Source organism: Pseudomonas sp. AC355, assembly GCF_979258205.1.
Genome location: NZ_OZ409843.1, coordinates 5,044,695 through 5,062,474 on the forward strand (window position 1 = coordinate 5,044,695; position 17,780 = coordinate 5,062,474).

15 protein-coding genes and 1 pseudogene are annotated in these 17,780 nt (G+C 62.9%); 5 read left to right on the forward strand and 11 right to left on the reverse strand.

The genetic code is table 11. From position 1 onward, the window contains the following. Positions 1 to 362 precede the first annotated feature (362 nt). The 8 genes from ACZ0AI_RS23475 to ACZ0AI_RS23510 all read right to left on the reverse strand — a co-directional run bounded on the left by ACZ0AI_RS23475 (position 363) and on the right by ACZ0AI_RS23510 (position 10,793). Entirely contained in the window at positions 363 to 1,661 is a 1,299-nt protein-coding gene (locus tag ACZ0AI_RS23475; RefSeq protein ID WP_463563921.1) for a nitrate- and nitrite sensing domain-containing protein, read from the reverse strand. A gap of 83 nt (positions 1,662 to 1,744) precedes the next feature. Further along, entirely contained in the window at positions 1,745 to 2,491 is a 747-nt protein-coding gene (gene cobA, locus ACZ0AI_RS23480; RefSeq protein ID WP_463563922.1) for a uroporphyrinogen-III C-methyltransferase, read from the reverse strand. Between the two features lie 38 nt (positions 2,492 to 2,529). Continuing rightward, positions 2,530 to 5,283, reverse strand: a complete 2,754-nt coding sequence (locus ACZ0AI_RS23485; RefSeq protein WP_463563923.1) for a nitrate reductase — start codon at positions 5,281 to 5,283, stop codon at positions 2,530 to 2,532. Next, positions 5,283 to 6,548, reverse strand: coding sequence for an NAD(P)/FAD-dependent oxidoreductase (locus ACZ0AI_RS23490; RefSeq protein ID WP_463563924.1), 1,266 nt, complete (start codon positions 6,546 to 6,548; stop codon positions 5,283 to 5,285). Before ACZ0AI_RS23490 ends, ACZ0AI_RS23485 begins: the two co-directional genes overlap by 1 nt. Before the next feature lie 435 nt (positions 6,549 to 6,983). Continuing rightward, on the reverse strand, positions 6,984 to 9,455 hold the full coding sequence (locus ACZ0AI_RS23495) for a penicillin acylase family protein (protein ID WP_463570132.1): 2,472 nt from the start codon (positions 9,453 to 9,455) through the stop codon (positions 6,984 to 6,986). 182 nt (positions 9,456 to 9,637) lie between these two features. Beyond that, positions 9,638 to 10,090, reverse strand: a complete 453-nt coding sequence (locus tag ACZ0AI_RS23500; RefSeq protein WP_463563925.1) for a DUF2489 domain-containing protein — start codon at positions 10,088 to 10,090, stop codon at positions 9,638 to 9,640. Continuing rightward, the gene (locus ACZ0AI_RS23505; RefSeq protein WP_463563926.1) at positions 10,080 to 10,289 is read right to left on the reverse strand and encodes an SEC-C metal-binding domain-containing protein; all 210 of its coding nucleotides are present in this window, start codon (positions 10,287 to 10,289) and stop codon (positions 10,080 to 10,082) included. Before ACZ0AI_RS23505 ends, ACZ0AI_RS23500 begins: the two co-directional genes overlap by 11 nt. Positions 10,290 to 10,295: 6 nt before the next feature. Further along, on the reverse strand, positions 10,296 to 10,793 hold the full coding sequence (locus tag ACZ0AI_RS23510; protein ID WP_463563927.1) for an LEA/WHy family protein: 498 nt from the start codon (positions 10,791 to 10,793) through the stop codon (positions 10,296 to 10,298). A 217-nt stretch (positions 10,794 to 11,010) separates the two neighbouring features. Here ACZ0AI_RS23510 and ACZ0AI_RS23515 point away from each other — a divergent pair, with 217 nt between their 5' ends. After that, a complete protein-coding gene (locus tag ACZ0AI_RS23515; RefSeq protein ID WP_463563928.1) occupies positions 11,011 to 11,553 on the forward strand; it encodes a hypothetical protein in 543 nt (180 codons plus the stop codon). A gap of 8 nt (positions 11,554 to 11,561) precedes the next feature. Here the strand turns inward: ACZ0AI_RS23515 and ACZ0AI_RS23520 are convergent, their stop codons facing one another. Next, the gene (locus ACZ0AI_RS23520) at positions 11,562 to 12,041 is read right to left on the reverse strand and encodes a YchJ family protein (RefSeq protein ID WP_463563929.1); all 480 of its coding nucleotides are present in this window, start codon (positions 12,039 to 12,041) and stop codon (positions 11,562 to 11,564) included. A gap of 2 nt (positions 12,042 to 12,043) precedes the next feature. After that, positions 12,044 to 12,541, reverse strand: coding sequence for a DUF6231 family protein (locus ACZ0AI_RS23525; RefSeq protein ID WP_463563930.1), 498 nt, complete (start codon positions 12,539 to 12,541; stop codon positions 12,044 to 12,046). 444 nt (positions 12,542 to 12,985) lie between these two features. On the opposite strand from ACZ0AI_RS23525, the pseudogene ACZ0AI_RS23530 reads away from it, so the two are divergent. The 3 genes and pseudogenes from ACZ0AI_RS23530 to ACZ0AI_RS23540 form a co-directional block, all read left to right on the forward strand. Beyond that, a pseudogene (locus ACZ0AI_RS23530) lies at positions 12,986 to 13,342 on the forward strand (OmpA family protein); the annotation flags it as partial. A gap of 152 nt (positions 13,343 to 13,494) precedes the next feature. After that, the gene (locus ACZ0AI_RS23535) at positions 13,495 to 13,794 is read left to right on the forward strand and encodes a DUF1145 domain-containing protein (protein WP_463563931.1); all 300 of its coding nucleotides are present in this window, start codon (positions 13,495 to 13,497) and stop codon (positions 13,792 to 13,794) included. After that, positions 13,787 to 14,551, forward strand: a complete 765-nt coding sequence (locus ACZ0AI_RS23540) for a collagen-like protein (RefSeq protein WP_463563932.1) — start codon at positions 13,787 to 13,789, stop codon at positions 14,549 to 14,551. The genes ACZ0AI_RS23535 and ACZ0AI_RS23540 overlap by 8 nt, the downstream gene beginning before the upstream one ends. Before the next feature lie 50 nt (positions 14,552 to 14,601). Here ACZ0AI_RS23540 and ACZ0AI_RS23545 read toward each other — a convergent pair whose 3' ends face one another. Continuing rightward, complete coding sequence (locus ACZ0AI_RS23545; protein ID WP_463563933.1) at positions 14,602 to 15,066, reverse strand: CopD family protein; 465 nt, start codon at positions 15,064 to 15,066, stop codon at positions 14,602 to 14,604. Between the two features lie 256 nt (positions 15,067 to 15,322). Between ACZ0AI_RS23545 and dinG the strand changes: the two genes are divergently transcribed. Next, complete coding sequence (dinG, locus tag ACZ0AI_RS23550) at positions 15,323 to 17,467, forward strand: ATP-dependent DNA helicase DinG (protein WP_463566197.1); 2,145 nt, start codon at positions 15,323 to 15,325, stop codon at positions 17,465 to 17,467. Positions 17,468 to 17,780: the final 313 nt, after the last annotated feature.

Below are 17,780 nucleotides of genomic sequence, written 5' to 3' on the forward strand. Positions count from 1 at the left end.
GGCAGAGCCTGCCTCCCTGTTACGGACATAGCAGGTTGCATGCCAGTAGCTGGCACCGGTGGCCTGGCTGGTTGACAGCTGCCCTTGAGTACTTGGTGTATCTGCGTTAACTGCTTGAGCAGGAAAGGTTTTCAGCCTGTGCCGGACGATTTCTTCGAGGCTGCGCCTGATCAGTTCGGAGGCTGGCGCCGCACAGCAGCGGGGCGTCGATCGCTTGCCGTGCGCGGCGTAGGTGCATGGATGCCAGAGTCTTTATTGCAGGCACTTTTCCCGGGCATCGCCTTTCAGTGCTGGGCTACAGGGGCGGAGTGGGTCGTAGCCTGTGGTTGAGCGCAGCGATACCCAGGGCCGGTAAGGCTCATTCAGGCGCGGTCGCTGCGCGGATTTTCCTGGGCCTTGCGGGCGGCGAAGGCGAGCAGGCTCTGGGCGACGTCGACCAGGCGCATGCTGCGCTCCATAGCGGATTGGCGCAGGCGTGCGTAGGCATCTTCTTCACTGAGCCGGTAATCGTTCATCAGCAGCTTCTTGGCCCGCTCGATCACTTTGCGTTCGTTGAGGGTTTCGCGGGTTTCCTTGAGCTCGTCACTGACTCGCTGCAGGCGTTGGTTCTGTTCGTGCAGCAGGTCGAGCACCGAGCGCGTCAGGTGGTTGCCCACCGAATCCTGAGATGCACTGTCCAGGGTGCTGCTGTGCACGCTGAACAGCAGCGCCTGATCGCTACCAACATCCATCTGCCCCAGACGCTTGAGCAGCGTGCGATGGTTGTCCAGGTCAGCATGGGCTTCGGCGATGCTGCGGCGGCAGTGTTCCAGCAGGCGATTGGCGAGGTGGTTTTCCACTTCCTTCATGGCGTCGATGCGTCGGGTATTGAGTTCGAACCACAGCTCACACAGGCTCGGATCGACCGTGGCATTGGCAGACGTGCGCTTGGCGATGCCGCGCAGGCTGATTACCTGGGCGACGGTGTCGCCGCTGTGAATCTGTTGCCACAGGGCCCCCGCCTCTGCATCGGCGAACTCGCTGAACACATCGAAGCAGCGCTCCTGGCCGTCTTCGAGATGCTGCAGGCGCTCCTGCAACTCGGCATCGAAATGCCCGCGCGAGAAGCCCTCGACACCCGCGGCGCGCTCCTGACCGGCCAGCTCCTTGCCCTGCATGAAGTTGAACATGGCCACCAGCAGCCGGGTGATGCCTGGGTCGACTGCGGTATCGGCGGCTTCGAAGACCACGGCCATCAACCCGCCAATCAGCCGCGTGAAGGCTTGGGTGGCCAGGCGTGGCGTCGGCTGCAGCTCGCGGATGCGGCGGCGCAGGCCGGGCAGTTCGTCCAGACCATGCAAGACATAAGCGATGCGGTTGAACAGGCGGGCACGATCCGCGGCATTGGCCTGAGCGGTATCCATGGCCATGAAGCATTCGTGTACCTGACGCTCTACGGCGGCTGACTCGGCACTGTGTGCGTCAAGTTGGTGCAGATAATGGCTCGATTGGTTGCCCAGATAGATGTTGGAGTAGCCCCGTTCCTTCTGCAGCTGGTGCACCAACTGACTGACATTGGTCACCAGTTGGCAGGTGAAGGACAGGCTTTCCAGGCCCTGCAGCTCGCAGCGGCGGGCGGCGAGCATGAATCGCAGGGCGGCAGGCATGGTGGTGTCAGGCATGAGGGCAGTCTTTCAGGCAGTACGGTTGAACTAAAACAGTGCAAATAGCAGTCCAGTTGCATAGACCGGACTGTCGTAAGGGGTCAGGCGCTGCGTACCTCAAGTTCTCGCGCAGCATCCATGGCAGCGCCAACCACATCGCCGATGACCAGAATGGCCGGGCTTTTCAGCTTGAATGCCAGTGCAGCGTCGGCCATTTCCAGCAGCGTGCTGCGGCACTCGCGTTGATCCGGCAGCGAGGCGTTCTCGATCATCGCCACGGCGGTGTGCGCCGCCATACCGGCATCGAGCAGATGCTGGCGGGTATCGGCCAGAGTAGCGATGCCCATGTACACCACCAGCGTCGTGCCGCTGTCGGCCAGTGCCTGCCAGTTGGGCGAGCTGCCATCCTGGGTGTGGGCGGTAACCAGAGTGACGCCGCGAGCGATGCCGCGCAGGGTCAGGGAGATGCCGCAGCGGGTCGCCGCAGCCAGGCCGGCGGTGATGCCGTTGACGATCTCGCAATGCACGCCGCGGGCGGCCAGCCAGTCGGCTTCTTCGCTACCGCGGCCGAAGATGCACGGGTCGCCGCCCTTTAGGCGCGCAACCACCTTGCCTTGGCGGGCATAGCGCAGCATCAGGCGATGGATGAAGGCCTGGGGCGTCGAGCGGCAGCCGCCGCGCTTGCCCACGCGGATCACCCGGGCGTCGGGACAGTGCTGCAACACCTGCGGATTGACCAGGTCATCGATCAGCACCACGTCGGCCAGGCCGAGGGCACGCACCGCCTTGAGAGTGAGCAGTTCCGGGTCGCCTGGGCCGGCGCCGATCAGCCATACGCTTGGGTTCATCGCGGTATTCCTTCTGTCTAGGTTCAGCCCAGTCTTCGCTAGGCTTCGATGGTCTGTAGCGCCAGCAGGCGCTTGATTTCAGGTACGCAGGAGCCGCACTGGGTGCCGCAGCCGAGATTCTGTTTGAGCGCGATGAGGTCGCAGCCGCGCTGGATGCCCTCGCGTACTGCCGTCTCGCTGACATTCATGCAGGTGCACAGGGTCTTGCCGGTCTGCCGGCGGCTCTGGCCGGGCGGACTTTCCACCGGTGCCAGCAGCCAGCGGCGCAGGCCGCGGCCGTTGTCGTCATCGAGTGAGGTCTGGTTTTGCCAGAGGTCACGCAGCCAGCCGCGTGCGCGGGTCTCACCGCTCAGGGAAAAGCCTGTCAGGCGACCGCCGTCGATACGCGCGCGCTTGTGAATGGGCAGGGCGCCTGGGTCGCCACGAGGGTCGTCGTAACGGATCACCGGCCCTTCGGCCAGGCCCAGTTGCTCCTGAAGTTGTTCGAGTAATTCGGCATCGGGTGCGTGATGGTGGGCGACGCGCATCACCAGCGCCGAGGTCTCGCGACCGGCCAGGCCGAAGCTCGCGTAGGCGAAGGTTTCGCACAACGGGCGCAAGGCTTCCAGGCGTTGCTGAACGTCACCTTCGACCAGCGCGTGGAATGTCCAGGGCAGGTCGATGGGCTGCACGTCGATCCCGGCGTGTTTCAGCTCCGGCTGCTTCGACAGCGGATCGAACGCTGGCAAGGTCAGGGCGTTGATGCCGAGGCCTTTGAGAAAGCGATCGCCCCAGTGCATAGGCAGAAAAGCCTGGCCTTGCTGCAGGCTGGCGTCGGCCTGGACGCGCACCACCAGCGCGCCGCGGCGGCTGCGCACCTCGACCAGTTGGCCGCTCTGCAGGTGCCGCTGCGCCATGTCTTGCGGGTGCAGGTCGAGCAGCGGTTCTTCGACATGGGCGAACAGCCGTGCCGCGGTGCCGGTGCGGCTCATGCCGTGCCACTGATCGCGCAGGCGACCGGTATTGAGCGTCAGTGGATACTGGCTGTCGCGTTGCTCTTTAGCCGTTTGATAGGTCTCGGCGATAAAGCGCGCGCGGCCGTTGGCGCTTGGAAAGCGGCCGTCGCCATAGAGTCGCGGCGTGCCGTTTTGCGCACCTTCGGGAAAGGGCCATTGCTGCGGGCCGCGTGTCTCCAGTAGCGCGTAGCCGAGGCCACAAAGATCCAGATCCCGGCCACGGGTCAGCACCTTGTATTCCTCGAACAGCTGCTCGCTATTGTCGAAGGCGAAATGCCCGGAAGGCACGCCCGGCAGGCGAGCTTCCAGGCGCCTGGCGAAATCGCAGGTGATCGACCAGTCGGCCCGCGCCTCACCAGGGGCAGGCACGGCACGGCGCACGCGGCTGACGCGGCGCTCGGAGTTGGTCACCGTACCTTCCTTCTCGCCCCAACTGGCAGCAGGCAACAGCAGGTCGGCGTAGCGGCAGGTTTCGGTGGTGAAGAATGCCTCCTGCACCACCACGAACGGGCAGTCGCTCAAGGCTTTGTGGATGCTGTGTTGATCCGGCATGGACTGGGCCGGGTTGGTGCAGGCGATCCACAGCGCCTTGATCTTGCCGCTGCCCACCGCCTCGAACAGTTCGATGGCGCTGAGCCCCGGGTTTTGCGGCAGTGTTTCGACGCCCCAGTAAGCGGCGACTTCGGCACGGTGCTGCGGGTTGGCGACCTCACGGTGACCGGGCAGCAAGTTGGACAGGCTGCCGGTTTCCCGACCGCCCATGGCATTCGGCTGGCCAGTGAGGGAAAACGGCCCGCTGCCGACCTTGCCGATCTGCCCGGTGGCCAGGTGCAGGTTGATGATAGCGGCGTTCTTTGTGGTGCCGGCGGTGGACTGATTGACGCCCATGCACCACAGCGACAGAAAACGCGGTGAGCTGCCGATCCACTCCGCGCAGCGACGCAAATCCGCTTCGCTGATTGCGCAGAGCTGGGCGACGCGCGCGGGCTCGTAGTCGGCGACCAGCGCTTGCAGCGCCCCAAAGCCTTCGGTGTGCGCGGCGATGAAGGCGTGGTCGATACGCCCTTGTTCCAGCAGCAGATGCAGTACGCCGTGCAGAAGTGCCACATCGCTGCCGGGTGCGATGGCCAGGTGCAGATCGGCGAGGTCGCAGGTGTCGGTGCGCCGTGGGTCGACGACGATGACCTTCATCTGCGGGTTGCCTGCCTTGGCCGCTTCCAGGCGGCGAAACAGGATCGGGTGGGCATAGGCCATGTTGCTGCCGATGATCAGCAGCGTGTCGGCCTGCTCGATGTCTTCGTAGGAGCAGGGCGGTGCATCGGCGCCCAAGCTGCGCTTGTAGCCGACCACGGCCGAGGACATGCACAGGCGTGAGTTGCTGTCGATATTATTGGTGCCGACCAGGGCGCGGGCCAGCTTGTTGAAGGCGTAGTAGTCCTCGGTCAGCAGTTGCCCGGAGATATAGAAGGCGACGCTGTCCGGGCCGTGCTCGCGGATCGTTTCGGCGAACACATCGGCAGCGTGATCCAGAGCGTTGCTCCAGTCGGTGCGCGCACGGGCCAACCCTTTGCCGAGACGCAGTTCGGGGTACAGGGCGCGGGCCGCGATGTCTCCGGTCAGGTGCAGCGAGGCGCCCTTGCTGCACAGTTTGCCGAAGTTCGCCGGGTGTGCAGGATCGCCGCTGACGCCGAGAATGCGCTCGCCGTCGTGCTCGATCAGCACGCCGCAGCCGACGCCGCAGTAACAGCAGGTCGAGGCGGTGGTGTGCGTCGCGGCGCCGAGTTGTAGAGCGCCCATCAGGCCGCTCCCTGCAGGAGAATCGGCTCGGCGCTGCAGGCGGGTGACAGGCTGTTCACCGCATCTTCGCCAAACATCAGCATGTCGCGGATATGCGCGACCTTGCGGCCTTCGCGGATCAGTTGCAGGTACCAGGCGCCATCGGCGGTATCGCCATACAGGCAGGCGCCGACCAGCACGTCGTTCTTGAGCACCAGCTTGCGATAGCTGCCGGTGACCGGGTCGTCGAGAATGATGCTTTGCGTGCCTGGGCCGCCAGCGAAGTCACCGGCGGAGAACAGGTCGATACCAGTGACCTTGAGTTTGGTGGATGTCAGCGAGCCGAGATAGCGGCGAAAGCCCTGCATGGCCAGGTGGCTGGCACATACCCGCGCCTGTTCGAACAGCGGTGCCACCAGGCCGTAGGCGACGCCACGGTGGCTGACGCATTCGCCAACCGCGTAGACCCGGGGGTCGAAGCTCTGCAGGGTGTCGTTGACCAGGATGCCGCGGGCGCAGGGCAGGCCGGCACGCTGGGCCAATTCGATGTTGGGGCGAATGCCGGCGGCCATTACCACCAGGTCGGCAGGCAGTTGCTCGCCATCGCTGAAACGTACGGCGCTGACCCGGCCAGTGTCGGTGCCGATCAAGTCGGCAGTCTGCTTGCCTAGGGCGAAGTGCAGGCCGCGTCGCTCCAGAGCGTTTTGCAGCAACTTGCCGGCACGCTCGTCGAGCTGGCGTTCCAGCAAGGTGGCGCCGTTGTGTACCACGCTCACGTCCATGCCTCGTAGCTTGAGGCCGTGGGCGGCTTCCAGGCCAAGCAGGCCGCCGCCGATGACCACTGCGCGGCGGTGCAGGTTGGCGCTGTCGAGCATGCAGCGGGTGTCGGCGATGTCGCGGTAGCCGATCACGCCGTCCAGTTCGTTGCCCGGTATCGGCAGGATGAATGGCCGGGAGCCGGTGGCGATCAGCAGGCGGTCATAGTCGGCACAGCTGCCATCATCGGCGATCACCCGGCGGTGCACGCGGTCGATCTCCACCACCTTGCGGCCAAGCAGCAGCTGAATGCCGTGCTCGGTGTACCAGCTCAGTTCGTTGAGCACGATGTCATCGAAGGTCTGTTCGCCCGCCAGCACCGGTGACAGCAGGATGCGGTTGTAGTTGGGGTGCGGCTCGGCGCCGAACACGGTGATGTCGTAGAGATCAGGGGCGATCTTGAGCAGCTCTTCCAGCGTGCGTACGCCGGCCATGCCGTTGCCGATCATCACCAGTTTCAATCGTTTCATCCGCTACCTCCGTGGCCCTGAGTGAATCGCGGCAAACAACAAAATGGCCGGGAGCCATTTTTGACGTCGGCTCCGCCGACGGCCCGTAGGGTGTCCGCCAGGGATGGCGGGGCACAAAAAAGGCGTCCTGCACGCTGAGTGCAAGGACGCCTTTGTCCGATCCCGATTCGTTTCGGGGAGCCCTGCCGTCTACCGGCGTGCTCTATGTCTGCAAGAACATGAGCAGGGAGTGTGCCAATTGCTCGAGAACGGTCGGGCAGGGTGAGGAAATGACTGGAGTCAGGGGGAGCGGTGCCGTGACCCAGTGTGGCCTCGTTCCTGGCCTCCGAGGGGGCGGGTTATGACGCAGCCGGCGTCATGTCAATCGATGCCGGCCGCGTCTGATTCATCCTTCTTTCTGCGCGTTGTTGGTGCATTGCGCACCTGGGTTGTGCGTCAGGGCGTCAACAGCAGGCGTTTGCTGCCGTAGGTCTTTTCCAGGTTCTGCTGTTGCACTGGGAAGCTCAGGTACTTGGCGCGGCGCCAGGCATCGATGCCGTCGGCATAGTGCGGGCTGGCCGGGTTGCCGGATTGCCCTGAACTGTTGAGGCCAATCATGGGTTCCTCGCGGCCGAAGTCGACGATCATCCGCATGCTGGGGATCAGCCAGGTATCGAAGTCCTGGCCCCAGTTGTAGGCCGAGACGTTCAGCGTGCTGTGGTCACCACCGGCGGGGTAGGGGCCACGATCCAGATAACCCTTCAACGAGCCGATGCTGGTGCGCTGGCCGGCGCTCAGGTAGGGCGCCATCTGCGTGCTGCCGCTCAGCCACTCGTAAGTGTGCAGCTTGCCCCACTGCCAGGCAGTGCGTTCACCGCCCAGGCGCTGCTCGAGCATCTCGATGCTGGCCGCCAGGCTGCGGGCGAGAATTGCTGGCTTGTCTTCCTTCTGCGGGGTGCGCACGTCGTCCCAGAAAGGGCTGTCTTCACGACCGAGCAGGTGATCGGCCTGCGCTGAATAGGAGAGGTTGGCGTTATTCACCAGGGCTTTCCAGGCTGCTGAGGTTTCCGGGCCGAGCTCGTCGAGGAAGATCTGTCGGGCGCTTTCGTGCAGGAAGGCGCTGTACACGGCTGCGTCCGCGGAGGTCGCGGAGAGCTTGCCGTCGAAGGCCATCAACCTGCTCAGGGCTTCACGCGCTTTGCCACGCTGGGCCTCCGGCAGGCGGTCGATGGCCTTGCGCAGTGGTTCGGCCATGTTCTGCGCTTCGAACATGTTCTGCAGCTTGGCGGCGAACAGCGTGGTCTGGTCGTACTGCATGGCAATCATGCTTTGCGTGTCATGGCGGCCACTGCCGGCCAGCTGCGCGATGCGCTCGTAGCGCTCCGGGGCGTACCAGGAGTTGGACAGCTGCATGCCATAACCACGCGGCACGCTGCGTTGGTTGGCGCTGCCCAGCCAGCCCTGCTGCGGATCCTGATCGTAGGGGTGGAGCATGGGGTCGGCGAAGCCATCCCATTCATAGCGGCTGTCCCAGCCTGGAGATGGCACCAGGCCCTGGCCGCCGCGACGATTGGGGAAGCGCCCGGTGACCTGCCAGCCGATATGTTCGGCATCGGCGAACACCAGGTTCAGCGGCATGGCACGGATTTCCCGAGCTGCCTCGAAGGCCTGTTCCACGGATTGTGCGCGGGACAGGTCGAAGAAGGCGTCGAGGCTGGCGTCGTCCTCGAACTGGGTGGTCTGCAGCGCCAGGCCGTAGCCGCTTTGCACCTGCAGGGGCTGCAGCGGATGTTTACGTTCGCCCAGCACGCTGTTAAGCAGCGGACCATGACGGGTTTCGTAAACCGTCTCGCGAATCGGTTTCTGGCCCTTGATGATGAAGGTTTCCTGGCGCTCCTGGGCCGGCTGCCATTTGCCATCGGCCAGATACAGCAGGCGATTGCCTTCGCGCTTGACCTGTTCGAGGAACAAATCCTGGTTGTCGCCCATGACCATGGTCATGCCCCAGGCCAGCTTGCCGTTGAAGCCGGCAACCACCGCCGGCATACCGGCGACCGTTACCCCGGAGGCCTGAAATTTCGGCGCGCGAATCTGCACGAAGCTCCATACCGAAGGCAGCTCGATCGGCAGATGGGTGTCGTTGGCCAACAGGCTCTTGCCGCTGCGGCTGCGCGAGGGGGCGATGGCCCAGTTGTTCGAGGCAGCGACGCCGAGCATGTGCCGCTCGGACACTTGGGCGGCGGCTGTCTTCATCGCTTGGAGCCCCGGAATGTTGCCGCCAAGCGCCAGGCCCTTGAGCTTTTCTGCTTCCTCGAACGGCAGCGGCTCGTCCGGGTAGGTAGGCAGCAGCCAGGCCAGTTTGTCGGCGCCGACTTTCTGGGTGATGGTCAGTGCCGCAATCTCCTCCTGCAGGTTCACCGACAGGCCGAAATTGAGCAGGCAGAAGATCATCACCGAGTCTTCCGGCTTCCAGTAAGGCGGCCGATAGCCGGCTTCGGCCAGGTCCATCGGCAACTTGTCGCGGTAGCGGAACAGGTAGGCGTTGACGCCCCGGGCATAGACTTCGAAGAACGCCTTCATCCGTGGCGAGGCATTCTTGTAGAGCACCTCGGCGCTCTTCTTGAGGTTCACTGCGCGCATGAACCTGTCCATTTCCAACACGCCAGGGCCGGCCATTTCCGCCAAGCGACCTTCGGCCATCAGGCGCAGGCTGACCATCTGGCTGAGGCGGTCGCTGGCGTGCACGTAGCCGAGGGTGAACAGGGCATCGTGAAAGGTATGGGTCTCGATCAGCGGCATGCCAAGCGGGTTGCGGCGTACCGAGGCGGTCTGCGCCAGCCCCTGCACGCGGAAGGAGCCCTGATCCGGGTGCACGCTGTTGCGGTAACGGCTGTCGAGTAGGGACTGGCAACCGCTCAGCGCAACCATGCCGGTAACGATGCCAGCGAGGCTCAGGGTGGCGAGAGGACGGAAAGCGCGCGGCAGCATGCGGCGGACTCCTGAAGGGGAAATGGCGGCGGTGGGCGGGCCGGAATGGCGCTAAAGGTAGAGAGCGGCATGGCGCCTGGCAAGTGGCGCGGTAATCGGAGCGACGGTCGTCGCCCCAGGGACTATGGACGGGCGCTCAATCCGTCGTCGAGCAGCCAGCGGGCAGCCTCTCGAGCTTGCTGGTCGTGAGCCTGGGTCAGCTCGGCGAAACGACTCTCGTGCTGGCGGCGTTCGGCCCGGCTCAGGGCTTTCCAGTCGGCATGGGTGGGCACGTGTGCAGTCGCTTCGTAGAGCTGCTGAAAGACCTGGGTCTGGCGTGTCAGGCTCAGCTCGCTGTCGTAGTTGTCGAGCAGCAGCTTGATGCGGATAGCCCCTTCGATCAATGGCAGTTGGCCGTCGAGCAAAGAACTGGCCAGCATCCGCAAATCGTCGTGCAGGCGTTGCCGCTGGGTGCGGCGCGTTTCGGCCTGGTGACGCTGTCTGGCCCAGACCTGGCGCCACAGATAGATGGCATACAGAACCAGGGCGCCGACAGTGAGTGCCGCAAGCAGGATCAGCAGGTGATCAGGCGCCATGACACTTCTTGAATTTCTTTTCGCTGCCGCATGGGCAAGGATCGTTACGGCCAACGTCCTTCAGAGCGTTGCGTACCGGCTCCTGAGGCGCGTGGTTGCAATGCGGGCCGTGCACATGGCCATGGTCGTGACTGTGATCGTGAGCATGATCATCATCGTGTGCGCAGTCGGGGCCATGAATGTGGGGTTGTTGGGTCATGCTGAGTTACTCCGGAAGAAAATCGCCGGGAATTATCTCGCCATTACGCGCCATGTGCACGCGGCGGCCGAAGAATAATCCAGTTCTCACTTCACCCTGCAGGCGATAGCGGATTGGCTCATCAGGCTGCTCAAGCAATTTGACCACTTGGCGCACGTGGCGCCATAGGTTGGTGCGCACAGGTACGTCGAACTCAAGGTGCCCATTTGCGGGCACGGTAAACCAAACCTCCGACTCGCCATCGGCCAGCAGCACGTCATTGAGATGCACCACGTAGCTGAGGCCGCGTACTGGCAGGCTGACGTTGTTGGGGTTGTCGATGCGGAAACGCAGGATAAAGCGCTGTTCGAGCAGCTTGGCTTTCACCACGTTGACATCCACCAGGCGCACATCAGGGTCTTCGAAGTTGTCCGAAAACCACGTCGAGCAGCCGCTCAATACCGAGCCCAGGCCAAGGAATACCATTAGGCTAATAATTCTTATCATTTGCGCCTGAGAAAACATTTCATACTCCGTTCGAGGCCTCAGTGTAACAAGAGACGGCTTTGCTGCCCTAGGGGCTGTCGTCATTTCATTGCGAGCGCTTTACTGGGAGGTCTACGAGGAAATGCCGACAGACTCTCGTGTGCTCGCAAAAAGCTGCGTCATACTGGCCTGCATGCATTTAGGTTTTATTGCTGTGGCCAAAACAGCACACGAAACGACAGAAAGGAGCGTGGTGATGGCGCGATATGAAATCGCATTTTCCGGTGAGCTGGTGCCTGGTGCCCAGTTGGAAACCGTACAGGCCAACCTGGCCAAGCTGTTCCAGGCCGATGCCCAGCGTATCGCCCAGCTGTTTTCCGGGCGGCGGGTGGTGATCAAGAACAATCTGGACGAAGCCGCTGCCGAGAAGTACCGCAGCACCCTGGAGCGCGCCGGGGCACGTGTCGAGGTGGTCGATACCGAGCCTGACATCATCGAAGAGATCGAACTGGCGCCACCACCACCGGCGGAACCCGTAACTCAGGTGGCCAGTCAGCCTCAGGGTCGCTTGCAGGTGGCGCCGCGTGATGAGTACATGGCGGCCTTCGCGGATGTAGATGCGCCGGATTTCGGCGTTGCCGCACTGGGCGCAGATCTACAGGATGCGGCACCTGAGGCGGTCGAGCCCGTGCTGGATTTGTCGCAGTTCAGTCTCGCGCCGGTGGGCAGCGACATGGGCCAGGCGAAGGCCCAGCCTGCTGCAGCGGCTCCGGATACCTCGCACCTCAAGCTGGTGTGAGGTTGCAGTTATAGATAGCCGGCGCAGCATTTCTTGAACTTCTGCCCGCTGGCGCAAGGACAGGGATCGTTGCGCCCGGCCTGCAGCCCTACGGTCGGGTCGATGAAATACCAGCGGCCCTGATTCTGCACGAAAGCGGAGCATTCACGGTGGCTGTGCTCGCCGGCGGCGTCGTGCCAGCGGGCGATGAAGGTCACCCTGGCATGCTCGGGTTGGCCACCCAGCAACTCCGAGTATTCAACCTCCAGACCCAGCCAGGTGCTTTGCAGGCTCCAGGCGCGGATGCCTTCCACGTCGAGTTTCGCCTGCTGGGCGGGCAACGAAGTTGCCACCAGATAGTCGATGTTGCCGAGCACGTAGGCGCTATAGCGCGAGCGCATCAGACTCTGCGCGCAGGGCGCTGGCGTGCCATCGTGATAGCGGCCGCAGCAGCCCTGCAACGAGTCGCCGCTACCGCAGGGGCAGCCCGCCGGGGCTTCGATCTCCATCCTTACCACCAGTACTTGCCAAAGTTTTCCGGGTTGGCCCAGAACTTGGCATTCAGCCAGTCGGGGGCCTGCTTGTAGTCGAGCAGATCGTAGGTGAACAAACTGAGGATCTGTTCATCGCGCGCGAAGCGTTCGCTGACATGCAGCGCGAGGCCGAAGAAATCGGTGTCTTTCCAGCCGCTTGCCTGCAGGTCGACCAGCACGGCCATGCGGCTGGCATTCAAATTGCGTATACCCCCGAGCAGTTGCAGGCCCTCGCGTTTGGGCATGTGCTCCAGGCAATCGACCACGATCGCGAGATCGAAACGTTGTCCGGCCAGTTCGGCGGGCAGGTTGCCTGTGGCGGCATGGGCGATCAGGCTCTGTGGGTGAGCTTGCCTGAAGGCATTGACGGCAGGTTGTTCGCTGGCGCCAATTAGCAGCAGGCGTTTGGGCTCATAGCGCTGCAGTAGAGCTGCCAGCGATTGTTGTGGCGTACGGGTAGAAGTGATGTGGCTCATCGAAAACCTCGAAGGAATCACAAAAGACTACCGCGCACGGATGCAATCAACTAGAACTGTTCGTTCTGCTTGGCTGTCGTAACGCTGCTGGCAGATTTTAAAACGGGCGTCTTTAATCCAGAGTGTCGGTTTTAGCGCCGATTTCCATTAGGAGACTTGCATATGAGTATTACAAGGAAAGCGGTACCCCTGATCATTGCGTCGACCCTTCTGACGGGGTGTGCTGGTGTCCAGAAATCCGACTGGCCAACCTGTGCCGCCGTGGGTGGCGTCAGTGGTGCTGCGCTGGGTGCTATCGAAAGCTCGGCCTGGGCGGGTGGTGGTGCAGTAATCGGTGCAGGCTTCGCTGCCGCTTATTGCTGGGTACATGGGGCTGATGGCCAGGAAGAACTGGTGATGGTTGAAGAAACCATCGTCGAAGAGCCGGTGATGGTTGCTGAGCCGGTCGCTGAAGCGGTACGTGTCGAGCTGGACGTGAAGTTCGATTTTGACAAGTCTCAAGTCAAGCAAGAAAGCCTCGGTGATATCCAGAGCCTGGCTGACTTCCTCAAGCAATACCCGCAAACCTCTACTGTGGTTGAAGGCCATACCGACTCCGTTGGTACTGACGCTTACAACCAGGCTCTGTCCGAGCGCCGTGCGAAGGCCGTGCGTGACGTACTGGTCAATCAGTATGGTGTCGGCGGTACCCGCGTGAACGCAGTCGGCTATGGTGAAAGCCGTCCGGTTGCTGATAACGCCACTGAAGAAGGCCGTGCGATCAACCGTCGCGTGGAAGCGGAAGTCGAAGCACGGCCATAAGCCAGCCTCGACATTCGTGAGAGTCCTGACCGGCTTCATGCCGGTCAGGAGCACGATGCCACGCAATGGGCATCGTTTTCGTCAGGCCCTCTGGTTTCCTTACCCGCAAACACAGTAATGTGCCGCACACTCATAAGCGGTCGGGGCGGGGAATGAAGACTATCGCGGGGCTGGGCAAACTCTTGGCGACACTGTTCTGGTGTGTCGTGCTTGCCAATCTGATCGACCCATACGCTCAACCTTTCGCCCAACTGCTGACGTTCGCTGGCGCTGCCGTACTTGCGTTGCATGTCGTCGAGCTGGCGCTGTTCAATGGGTTGCTTCGCGCCCAGCCGCGAGTCGCCGTGGCGCGAGCGCAGGTGCTGGCCTTCGGCATCTTCCAGATATGGACACTCCCGGCAGCTGCCATCACGGCTGTGCAGGTGAGCCCCGAGGAGACCGCTCATGCGTAAGCTGATCCTGTTGGCGGCCCTCTGCTGCCCATTGCTGGCGTTGGCCGAGGCAGTTATCGAAGTCGATTCCCACAACTTCATGCGCCTGCCTGCGCAGGGCAGCGTGCTGCAATTGAAGCGCCTGACGATTGCCGACAACGGCACCTTGCTGGTGCCGGTCGGTGTGAGCGAGTTGCGCATCGACGAACTGTATCTGGGTCATGAAGCGCAGATTGCCATCGCACCGTCCAACGACAGCCTGCATCTGGATATCGGCTCCGGCGAGATCGCCGCGGGCGCGCAGATCAGTGCGCCGGGGGCGCCGGGTACCGCCCAGCGTGCTGCGCTACCTGGGCGTACGCTGGTCATTCGCCTACAGGCGGTCAACACCGATCAGTGGTTGCTTGATGCCCGTGGCGGTCGCGGCGCTTCTGGTTATGCCGGGCTGGACGGCGCCGACGGCAAGGCTGGTGGGTGTGCCTGGGGACAGGCCAGTGAAGGCCATAATGGTCAGAACGGCACCGATGGGCATCCCGGCGCGCCGGGTGGGCAGGTACGTCTGGAGGTTCCGACGGATTTCCCCATCGAACATTTGCAGGCGCGGCTCGAAGGCGGTGCTGGCGGCCCGGCTGGTGTTGCAGGCAACGCTGGTGCTGGTGGCGCGAGTAAAGGCTGCTGGATCTACAGCACTAGCGGTGCTCGCGATGGTCGGCCCGGCATGGCAGGCCAACCCGGCGCGGCCGGGCATGACGGGCGGCTGGATATCGTACGTTTCTGATCAGCGCTTGAGCGCTGTTTGAGTGCCGATGCGCAGCTTTTGACCAGGCTCTAGAAGCTGGGGCGGGCTGCGGCGATCGCCACCACTGCCAGCCCCAGTAGCAGGTTGATTGCGACCAACCGGCGGATACGGCCCAGTATGGTGCCCCCCGCCGGCCAGTCCTGGGCTTCCACTGCGCGGCGCAACGCCGGCAACTGCAGGGCCTGGATACGCAGGAACAACGCCAGCATCGCCAGGTACAGCCCCATCATCACGTTCACATAGCGTGGCGCGCCATCGAAGCCGCTGAAGCCCATGTGCAGCATGCCGACCCCGCTGATCGGCAGCAGCACAACCGCGACCCACACCCAAACGAAGAAACGACGAAACACGTCCAGCCACAGCGTCAGTCGCTGCGCGGGCTGCAGCGTGGCGCCGGTCGCTGGGCGCAGTACCATCCAGGCGAAGAACATGCCGCCGACCCAGATCAGCGCAGCGAGTAGGTGCAGGGTGTAGATGAGGGAATAAGGTTGCATTCATGTACTCCGGTTACAGGCCTGATCATGTTGCATTGGCTGGTGCGCACCTAGTCTTGCGCGAAGGCGCGACACTGGCTTGGCTGCGGCTCGATGGCCAGTTGCAATACGCTGATCGGGTTTCAGAAAGTCTGGCCAGGCGCTGCTCTTCATCCGGTTTCGGCAAGCGAGTCAGCGCGCGGGCGATTGGCGCGTTATGATAGCGGCCGTTTGCAAACACTGAAAATATATCCAGCCTTTTTAGCCTAAGTTCTTCATGCTCAGTACCGAACTCAAGTCCCAGATCCAGGGCGCCTATTCCCGTTTTCTCGAGTCCAAGGGGCTCAAGCCGCGCTATGGGCAGCGCCTGATGATCGCTGAAATAGCCAAGGTGCTCGGTACCATCAAGACCGATGACGAGGAGCGCCGTATTGGTGAGCCTGCCGTTGTCGCGGTGGAGGCGGGCACCGGTACCGGCAAGACGGTCGCTTACAGCATGGCGGCTATCCCTATCGCCAAGGCGGCGGGTAAGCGGTTGGTGATCGCCACGGCCACCGTGGCCTTGCAAGAGCAGATCGTGCACAAGGATCTGCCGGATCTGATGCGCAACAGTGGGCTCAGTTTCAGCTTCGCGCTGGCCAAAGGCCGCGGCCGTTATCTGTGCCTGTCGAAACTCGACGTATTGCTGCAGGAAGGTCAGGCGCAGAGTTCCACCGCTCAGTTGTTCGAGGAAGAAGGTTTTCGCATCGACGTCGACGAAGAAGGGCAGAAGCTCTTCACCACCATGATCGAGAAACTCGCCGGTAATAAATGGGACGGTGACCGTGACAGCTGGCCCCAAGAGCTGGAAGACAGCCGTTGGGCGCAACTGACCACCGATCACAGTCAGTGCACCAGCCGGCACTGTCCCAACTTCGGCCAGTGCGCCTTCTACAAGGCCCGCGAAGGCATGGGCAAGGTCGACGTTATCGTCACCAACCACGACATGGTGCTGGCGGATCTCGCCCTGGGCGGCGGTGCGGTGCTGCCCGATCCACGCGACACCCTTTATGTGTTCGACGAGGGCCATCACCTGCCGGACAAGGCCATCGGTCATTTCGCTCATTTCACCCGGCTGCGCTCAACCGCCGACTGGCTGGAGCAAATCGCCAAGAATCTCAGCAAGCTGCTGGCCCAGCATCCCCTGCCGGGTGATCTCGGCAGGCTGATCGAGCAGGTGCCGGAGCTGGCGCGCGAGCTCAAGACCCATCAGCAGTTCATGTTCAGTGCCTGTGAACAGGTCGCTGACTTCAAGCCGGGCGAGGACATGGAGGGGCGCGAGCGGCCCCGCCATCGCTTTATCGGTGGGGTCGTGCCCGAACACCTGATCGAACTGGGCCTGGAGTTGAAGAAAGGCTTTTCCAAACTCACCGACCTGTTCACCGGCGTGACCGAAAAGCTCAAGGAGGCCATGGACGGCGAGGGCAGCATCGGTATCGCCAGCCATCAGGCCGAAGAGTGGTACCCGCTGTTCGGCAGCTTGCTGGCGCGCTCCAAGGGCACCTGGGAGCTGTGGCTGGCGTTCACCAGCGAAGATCCGGAAGACAGCCCGCCGATGGCGCGCTGGCTGACCCTTGCCGATAGTGGTGCGTTGTTCGATATCGAGGTCAATGCCAGCCCGATCCTCGCCGCCGAAACCCTGCGGCGCAATCTGTGGAACGTGGCCTATGGTGCTTTGGTGACCTCGGCGACACTCACTGCTCTGGGCACCTTCGACCGTTATCGCATGCGTGCCGGTTTGCCGAAGGTGGCCGTTACCGCGGTCGTGCCGAGCCCGTTCCACCATGCCGACGCAGGCGTGTTGCGGGTGCCGGATCTGAAGGCCGACCCACGCAATGCCGCTGAGCACACGGCTGCGATCATCCGTGAGTTGCCTGGGTTGGTGCAGGGCTCGCGCGGAACCCTGGTGCTGTTTTCCTCGCGCCGGCAGATGCAGGACGTGTTCGATGGTTTGGAGCGCGACTGGCGCAAGCGGGTGTTCATTCAGGGCAACCTGTCCAAGCAGGAAACCCTCAACAAGCACAAGGCGCGGGTCGACAGCGGTGAGGAGAGCGTATTGTTCGGTCTTGCCAGTTTCGCCGAGGGTGTTGACTTGCCTGGCGCCTATTGCGAGCACGTGGTGATCGCCAAGATTCCCTTCGCCGTGCCGGATGATCCTGTCGAGGCAGCGCTGGCGGAGTGGATCGAGGTCCGGGGCGGTAATCCGTTCATGGAAATCTCCGTGCCCGACGCCTCCTTGCGGCTGGTTCAGGCCTGCGGGCGCCTGCTGCGTACCGAAGCTGATCGCGGCACCATCACCCTGCTGGATCGGCGGGTGGTCACTCAGCGTTACGGCAAGGCGATTCTCAACGCCTTGCCGCCGTTTCGCCGGGAAATCTCCTGACGCCGTCCCAGTGACGGCGTAAAAAAACAGGCACCAAAATGGCCCTTAATCGACATGCGGGCTTTGCGGTCAGGCCCCCATCTGGCGCACTATTGCCGCTTCGCGCGTGAAGCGCGACAAAGGGCTCGTGGCGGGACTGTCGCGGGCCATTCTTATCTGTCGAGTTGCGGGGAGAAGGGGTCTTGAAGGTCAACACCTGGCTGCTGTCGGCCGATCGTTCGGTGCAGTGCGAAGCGCGCGCGTCCACCGACGGTCTGGTTTCCAAAGTACTGTCACTGTGCATCGCTGCAGCCCGTCCTCGACAACCCCTGGC